The 6,095-nt window shown below is 67.1% G+C and carries 7 protein-coding genes and 1 pseudogene; 4 read left to right on the top strand and 4 right to left on the bottom strand.

Going from position 1 to position 6,095, the window contains the following annotated elements:
* Positions 1-100: 100 nt before the first annotated feature.
* On the bottom strand, positions 101-775 hold the full coding sequence (locus C486_RS17315) for a helix-turn-helix domain-containing protein (RefSeq protein WP_008458477.1): 675 nt from the start codon (positions 773-775) through the stop codon (positions 101-103).
* A gap of 135 nt (positions 776-910) precedes the next feature.
* Here C486_RS17315 and C486_RS17320 point away from each other — a divergent pair, with 135 nt between their 5' ends.
* The 3 genes from C486_RS17320 (at position 911) to C486_RS17330 (ending at position 1,776) form a co-directional block, all read left to right on the top strand.
* On the top strand, positions 911-1,138 hold the full coding sequence (locus tag C486_RS17320) for a DUF2249 domain-containing protein (RefSeq protein ID WP_008458478.1): 228 nt from the start codon (positions 911-913) through the stop codon (positions 1,136-1,138).
* A 65-nt stretch (positions 1,139-1,203) separates the two neighbouring features.
* Complete coding sequence (locus tag C486_RS17325; RefSeq protein ID WP_006187302.1) at positions 1,204-1,437, top strand: DUF2249 domain-containing protein; 234 nt, start codon at positions 1,204-1,206, stop codon at positions 1,435-1,437.
* A 75-nt stretch (positions 1,438-1,512) separates the two neighbouring features.
* The gene (locus C486_RS17330) at positions 1,513-1,776 is read left to right on the top strand and encodes a DUF2249 domain-containing protein (RefSeq protein WP_008458483.1); all 264 of its coding nucleotides are present in this window, start codon (positions 1,513-1,515) and stop codon (positions 1,774-1,776) included.
* Between the two features lie 272 nt (positions 1,777-2,048).
* Here C486_RS17330 and C486_RS17335 read toward each other — a convergent pair whose 3' ends face one another.
* The 3 genes from C486_RS17335 to C486_RS17345 form a co-directional block, all read right to left on the bottom strand.
* Complete coding sequence (locus tag C486_RS17335; RefSeq protein WP_008458485.1) at positions 2,049-3,806, bottom strand: heavy metal translocating P-type ATPase; 1,758 nt, start codon at positions 3,804-3,806, stop codon at positions 2,049-2,051.
* An 82-nt stretch (positions 3,807-3,888) separates the two neighbouring features.
* On the bottom strand, positions 3,889-4,332 hold the full coding sequence (locus C486_RS17340) for a DUF3054 domain-containing protein (RefSeq protein ID WP_008458487.1): 444 nt from the start codon (positions 4,330-4,332) through the stop codon (positions 3,889-3,891).
* 140 nt (positions 4,333-4,472) lie between these two features.
* Complete coding sequence (locus tag C486_RS17345) at positions 4,473-5,381, bottom strand: alpha/beta fold hydrolase (RefSeq protein WP_008458488.1); 909 nt, start codon at positions 5,379-5,381, stop codon at positions 4,473-4,475.
* Positions 5,382-5,649: 268 nt separating this feature from the next.
* Here C486_RS17345 and C486_RS17350 point away from each other — a divergent pair.
* A pseudogene (locus C486_RS17350) lies at positions 5,650-6,095 on the top strand (nitrite reductase); the annotation flags it as partial.

Here is a 6,095-nt window from a genome sequence, read left to right on the forward strand (position 1 = left end):
CGCGTGAGAATAGATGCGAACATGTTCGGAAGTACAAATAGCATGGTCCGAAACGCGGGCGGTGATCGGACGAGTCTCGGGTCCTGTCCAGCGGCCCTATTTATGTACTCGCGAGTTCCTCCTCGAGCGGGTCGCCGCTGTCGACGCTCGGGAGGTCCTCGACGAACCGCTTTATTACCGCCTCTTCGGCGCGGTGTAGCGTTTCGCTACAGGTCGACTTGGCGATATCGAGGTGGTCGGCCAGTTCCGTCAGCGAGGACCGCCGCGGGGTGTCGTAATATCCCTCTTTGACCGCCGCGACGATGACCTCGAGTTGGCGCTCCGAGAGCAGTTGGCTCTCGTGGAGTCGCTCACGGACGTGCTCGATCCGATACTGCAGTCCGAAGTGCTCGAGTTGTTCGGCGAGTTCGGCGAGCCGCTCACGGGAGCCGGTCACGTCGATCCTCGCCTCGCCGTCCTGAATCTCGACAGGGAGTTCGATGGGCATGCCGGACTCTCGAGAGGAGAACAACAGGAGCGGTGCCGTCGTCTCGAAGTGAACCGTCGCCTCGTTATCGCTCCACTGGGCGAGCGTGAGTTCGGTAAGCTGCGGGTGGTCGTTCATGGCTTCGATCACGTCGGGGACCACCGGCCCGGCGATCCGGACGAGAGCGAAGCCGGACTCGCTGCCAGGCACAGCCGCGAGAACCCGGAACGTCGACTCGGGATACTCCGTCGAAATCTGCTGAATCCAGACGTTCTCGGGCATCGTGAGGGTAAGCGTGGCTTGAGCCATACGAACGTGTTCCGCTCGAACCTATATCGCGGTGGCTACGAATATGTTCGGTGAATTCTCGTCTCTCGGGAAGACCGAGAGCTGCGAACACGTTCGGACGAACGTCCAACCGATCCCGGATCGAACGCGGAACCGATGGCAACGAAATCAACGGACCGAACGCTGGATGTCAGGGAGATCGACGGCCCGCCGTTCGACGACATCATGACCGCCCTCGAGGCTCTCGAGACGGGGCAGCGGCTCCGGCTGATCGCCCCATTCGAACCGAAACCGCTCTACGAGGTGCTCGACGACCGCGGGTTCACCCACGAGAGCGAGAAACGCGACGGCGGCGTCTGGCACGTCCGTATCGACCGTGCGTAGCGGCGGACGGGTCCGATCATGTTCGTACGAAAGTCGATGTGGGGCTCGGCCCGAGTGCGGACTGCATGACACGACTCGATGTCAGGGACATTCCGCCGGTGAACCGCCATCCCAGGATCCACGACGAGTTCGACGCCCTCGAGCCGGGCGAATCGCTGACGATCGTCAACGACCACGAGCCCAAGCCGCTGTTCTACGAGTTCGAGGCCGAGGTCGACAGCTTCGACGCCGACGGTTACGAGGTCGAACAGGTCGCTCCCGACGAGTTCGTCGCCACGTTCCCGAAAACGGAGGCCTGATCGGTCGTCCGGTCGGTCGATCGACCGAACACGTACGGCAGCAGAGATAGCCGCCACCGGATCGAACCGACACCCATGCAATCAGCATCCTCGATCGTCGACCGCACCGACGCACCGGATGACCGACCGCAGGAGACGATCGACGTCCGGTCGGCCGGCCCGCCGGAGCCGCTGCAACGGACGCTCGAGACACTCGTCGAACTGCCCGACGAGACGGTTCTCGTCCAGCGAAACGACCGCGTTCCCCAGTTCCTCTTCCCGAAACTGGACGACCGCGGCTACAGCTACGAGACGGTCGAACGCGACAACGACGTCGTGACCGTCATCTGGCGTGTCTGACACCGCCGTGCGACGGGCGAATCGGCCGACGACTGACCGGTCGCAGGGTCGCGGGAACGGGGAGGGTAACCGCCGGGAGAGTACGCAGGGATGACAACGGAACTCAGTCGCCGACGGTTCGCGGACGTACTGACAGCGACGGTGATCGCGGCGTACGTCCTCGTGGCGCTCGGGACCGCCGTTTCGACGACCGATAGCGCGGCCGCCTGCAGTGCGTGGCCGACCTGTGCTACCGATCCGATCGTCGGTTCGGCGACCGGCGACACCCTCCTCTACTGGGGGCATCGCGCGGCGGCGCTCGTGGCCGGCTGCCTCGTTCTCGCGTCCGGGCTCGCCGCCCGCCGGGTCGAGGTCGGCCGTCGCGTGACCGGCCTCGTCGGCTGTGCGCTCGTCCTCTTTCCCGTCCAGGTCCTCCTCGGCGCGACGATCGCCGTCGGCGGCCCGTCGGTCGCGGGTCCCGTCCACCTCGCCCTTGCGATGGCCATCTTCGCCTGTCTCCTCGTCGCGCTCGTGTTCACCCTCGAGGACAGTACGCTCGAGGCGGACCCTGGCCAGTTGACCCCGACGCCCGATTCGTCGACCGACGGCGACGACGCCGACTCGAACAGGGTCGCGTTCGCGACCACGATCCCGCGCTCTAAGGCGTCGCGCAGTCCGGACGCGACCGCCAGTGGCGTCGCCAGCCCCATCGCACAGGGACAGGAGACGACGAGTACCGTCAGCCCCGTCAACACGGCGTCGTCGACCGGCGTCCCCGTCGCGAGCCGCCAGGCCGTGACGAGAACCGCGACGGTCACGACGAGGGGAACGAAGATCGTCGCGAGCCGGTCTGCCAGCCGCTGGACGCCCGGGGTCGCGCTCTGGATCTCCCACATGAGCGTCGCGATCCGGTCGAGCGTACTCTCGGCGTCCGCGCCGACCTCGAGGACGAGGGCGCTGTCGGCCACGATCGCGCCGCCGACGACCCGGTCCCCCGGCCCCTTCGTGACCGGCAGCGACTCCCCCGTGAGGACCGACTCGTCGACCGCTGCCGTCCCCTCGCGGACGGTGCCATCGACCGGGATCCGCTCGCCCGGTTTGACGAGCAGTTCGTCGCCGGGCTCGAGCCGATCGACGGGGATCGTCTCGGTCCCCTCCGGTACTCGGCGAGTCGCCTCTCGGACCTGCGCGGCGGTCACGTCCGCGAGGAGGTCGGTCGCGCGGCGCTTGATCCGGCGCTCGTAGTAGGTGCCCAGCGAGACGATCATGATCACGGCGACGGTCACGTCGTAGTAGAGGTGGGTGCTGCCCGTCGCCAGCGCGACCGTGCTGTACGCGTAGGCCGAGACGGCGGCGACGGCGATCAGCAGGTCCATGTTCGGCTGGCCGACCCGCAGGCTGACGTACGCGCCCCGCAGGACGGGGTAGCCGGTATAGCACAGGACGCCGGTCGTCAACAGCCCGATGATTGCCATCGGCAGGTAGATCCCGACCGGCGAGGTCGCGTCGATCGAGAGGATGCCCGTCTCGATGCCGACGTAACTCGGATAGAGGTAGAACAGGTACCACGGCATGATCAACATCGCGAGGAAGCCGCCGACCAGCAGCCGCTGGACCAGTTCCGTCTCGTCGCGTCGGCCACCGTCGCCGTCGCGGAACCGCGCCTCGTAGCCGTGGCCCGAAAGCCGCTCGGGGAGCTCGGACTGCTCGAGCCGGTCGGGATCGTAGACGACCCGGACGGTCTCGGTCGCGTAGCTCGCCTCGACGGTCAGGATCCCCGGCTCGTCCTCGCCCAGCAGCGAGACGAACCCTTCGCAGGTCGAGCAGTGCATCCCGTCGACCGCCAGGAACGTCTCCTCGGCCCCTGCGGGCACCTCGCGGTCAGTCGACGCCCGCGCGCGATCGACCACTTGGTCACGCTCGAGTCCATTGACATCGTCGAGGGTCGCGCTCACCTCGAGACAGCCACGACAGCAGAACGCCCCCTCAATGTCGGCCGCGGTCACCGGTTCGTCGGGGATCGGCAGCCCGCAGAGCGAGCAGGAACTCATCTCACGGTCGCACCTCGTCGACGAGTCGGGGAAGCCGTGGTCCCGAACGAGTTCGGGTCGGCGGCCGATGGTCGAAGCGGGATCACCTGCGGCCCGCCCGCAAGCGGTGGCCGGCCGTCACCGCGAGCCGCCACGGGAGGATAAAACCGAGTCCGAGGCCGGCATTGACCAACAGGAACTCCGGCGGCGCGCCGCCGGGAAACAGCGAGGACGAACGAATGGCACCGCCGATCAGGGTCGCGGCAATCCACGCGACGGCGACGGTCCCGAGCGTCCGCCCGACCGACTCGAGGACCCGCGTCCGGTAGGCCCCGAGAAGCGACGCAGCGATCGCCCAGCCGATCACGAACGGGGTCGCCGTTCGAACGGTGTAGGCCGGGAACGCCCACGGTTCGATCGTGTGCATGAACAGGCCGACACCGATGAACGCCACGACGACGAGCGCGTCGACGACGGCCAGCGACAGGACGAACGGTTCGGTGACGATTCGACCGACCGACTTCGGCTGGATGCGCGATTCGATCATGGTAGTCCTCGAGCGCCGCGCGGACCGACGAGACGGGACGTGGCCGCCGGTGACTCGTACGGAGCGACGCTCCCAGTGGATGCGGTTCCTCCCCCGAACGTGTTCTGCCCGCCCGATCGGCGCTCGACGGAGGCGGCCGTTCAGTCCGCAAGCTGCGCGAGGATCGCCTCGGTGAGCCGCGCCGGCACTTCGTGGAGAACCCAGTGGCTCGTCTCCGGGAGCAACTCGAGCCGCCCCTCGGCACACAGCATCACGCTGTCGACCGCCAGCGAGGGGACGAGCGCGGTGTCGTCTTCCCCCCAGACGACGAGCGTCGGCGGTTCGATCGGGTCAGTCGGGGTCCGAGGCGGATACCGGGCGGCCGCTCGATACCAGTTCAGCATCGCCGTTAGCGCCCCCTCTCTGTCCCAGGCCCTCCGATAGCGAGCCAGTTCGTCGTCGCCGAACGTTCCCGGTGCGGCCGTCTCGCGAAGGGCTCGCTCGAGGAGGCGGTAGTCGTCGCACCGGGCGATGCGTTCGGGAAGCCACGGCAGCTGGAACGAGAGGGCGTACCAGCTCCGGCGCAGTTGCGCCGGGTTCGATATGAGCTGGCGGCGGTAGGCGGTCGGATGGGGGGCGTTCACGATAGTCAGTCGATCGACGACCTCGGGATGGTGAGCCGCGACCGACCAGGCGACCGCGCCGCCCCAGTCGTGGCCGACGATCGCCGCTCGTTCGCGGCCCTCGGTCCCGATCAACTCGACCACGTCCCGCGTCAGTTCGGCGAGCCGGTACGAACCGACGCCGTCGGGTTTCTCGCTTCGGTTGTAGCCGCGCTGATCCGGCACGACGACCCGGTAGCCGGCCTCAACGAGCGGTTCGATCACCCGCCGCCAGCCGTACCAGAACTCGGGAAAGCCGTGGAGCAAGACGACCAGCGGCGCCGACTCGTCACCGGCGGCGACGACGTGCAGATCGACTCCGTTGACCGTTCGTCGACTCGAGCGGAGTTCGACCGACGAAACGGTCTCCTCGAGCGCCACGTGCGAAGCGCTCCCGTGTGGTTCCATGTCGGATACTTGACCGAGAACCAACATACCTGTTTGGGTCGGCTGCACTCGGGAGTCACCGCTCGTCCGGACTGTAACTGCCGAAGCGGGGCGAATTCGGGCCGGGAAGTGAAGGGCGACGGAATGAGCCTATTTAATAGACTGTTATACCCGGGGTTTCGCCGATCGGATTACTATCCGATGAGAACCATCTCGATAGTTGATCATACGTCCACCACAATCCTCAGATAGGACGATGACCCACTCTAACCTCACCCGACGACGGACGATGCAGGCGATCGGAGCAACCGGGGCGCTGGCGGTGGCCGGCTGCCTCGGTGGCGAGAGTCAGGCGAACACTGAGAAAAACGAACCGGCGGCTGAAGACGACGGGCTGCCGGCGGCCAAGTCCGTCGACGTCGATCGCATTGCGCGGGACCCCACGGACATCCCGCCACCGGTCGACTGGGACGAGCCCCGGGAGCATGATGTCACGATCCGGACCGAGCGGGTGACCGCGGAGATCGAGCCGGGGGTCACGTTCGAGTACATGACCTTCGAGGGGGAGGTGCCGGGGCCGATGCTCCGGGTGCGGCGGGGTGATCGGGTGAACCTGACCTTCGACGTGCCCGATGACCTGAACATGGCCGCCCACAACATGGACTTCCACGCGGTCTACGGGCCCGGCGGCGGGGCCGACGCGACCACGATCGCGCCCGGCGACGACCCCGCCCA

The sequence above is a fragment of the Natrinema gari JCM 14663 genome (assembly GCF_000337175.1).
Classification (GTDB): Archaea; Halobacteriota; Halobacteria; order Halobacteriales; family Natrialbaceae; genus Natrinema; species Natrinema gari.

Bases quoted from the DNA above. Each gene is read 5' to 3' on its own strand.
- C486_RS17315 (WP_008458477.1), bottom strand. From the start codon at position 775: ATGGCTCAAGCCACGCTTACCCTCACGATGCCCGAGAACGTCTGGATT.
- C486_RS17320 (WP_008458478.1), top strand. From the start codon at position 911: ATGGCAACGAAATCAACGGACCGAACGCTGGATGTCAGGGAGATCGAC.
- C486_RS17325 (WP_006187302.1), top strand. From the start codon at position 1,204: ATGACACGACTCGATGTCAGGGACATTCCGCCGGTGAACCGCCATCCC.
- C486_RS17330 (WP_008458483.1), top strand. From the start codon at position 1,513: ATGCAATCAGCATCCTCGATCGTCGACCGCACCGACGCACCGGATGAC.
- C486_RS17335 (WP_008458485.1), bottom strand. From the start codon at position 3,806: ATGAGTTCCTGCTCGCTCTGCGGGCTGCCGATCCCCGACGAACCGGTG.
- C486_RS17340 (WP_008458487.1), bottom strand. From the start codon at position 4,332: ATGATCGAATCGCGCATCCAGCCGAAGTCGGTCGGTCGAATCGTCACC.
- C486_RS17345 (WP_008458488.1), bottom strand. From the start codon at position 5,381: ATGGAACCACACGGGAGCGCTTCGCACGTGGCGCTCGAGGAGACCGTT.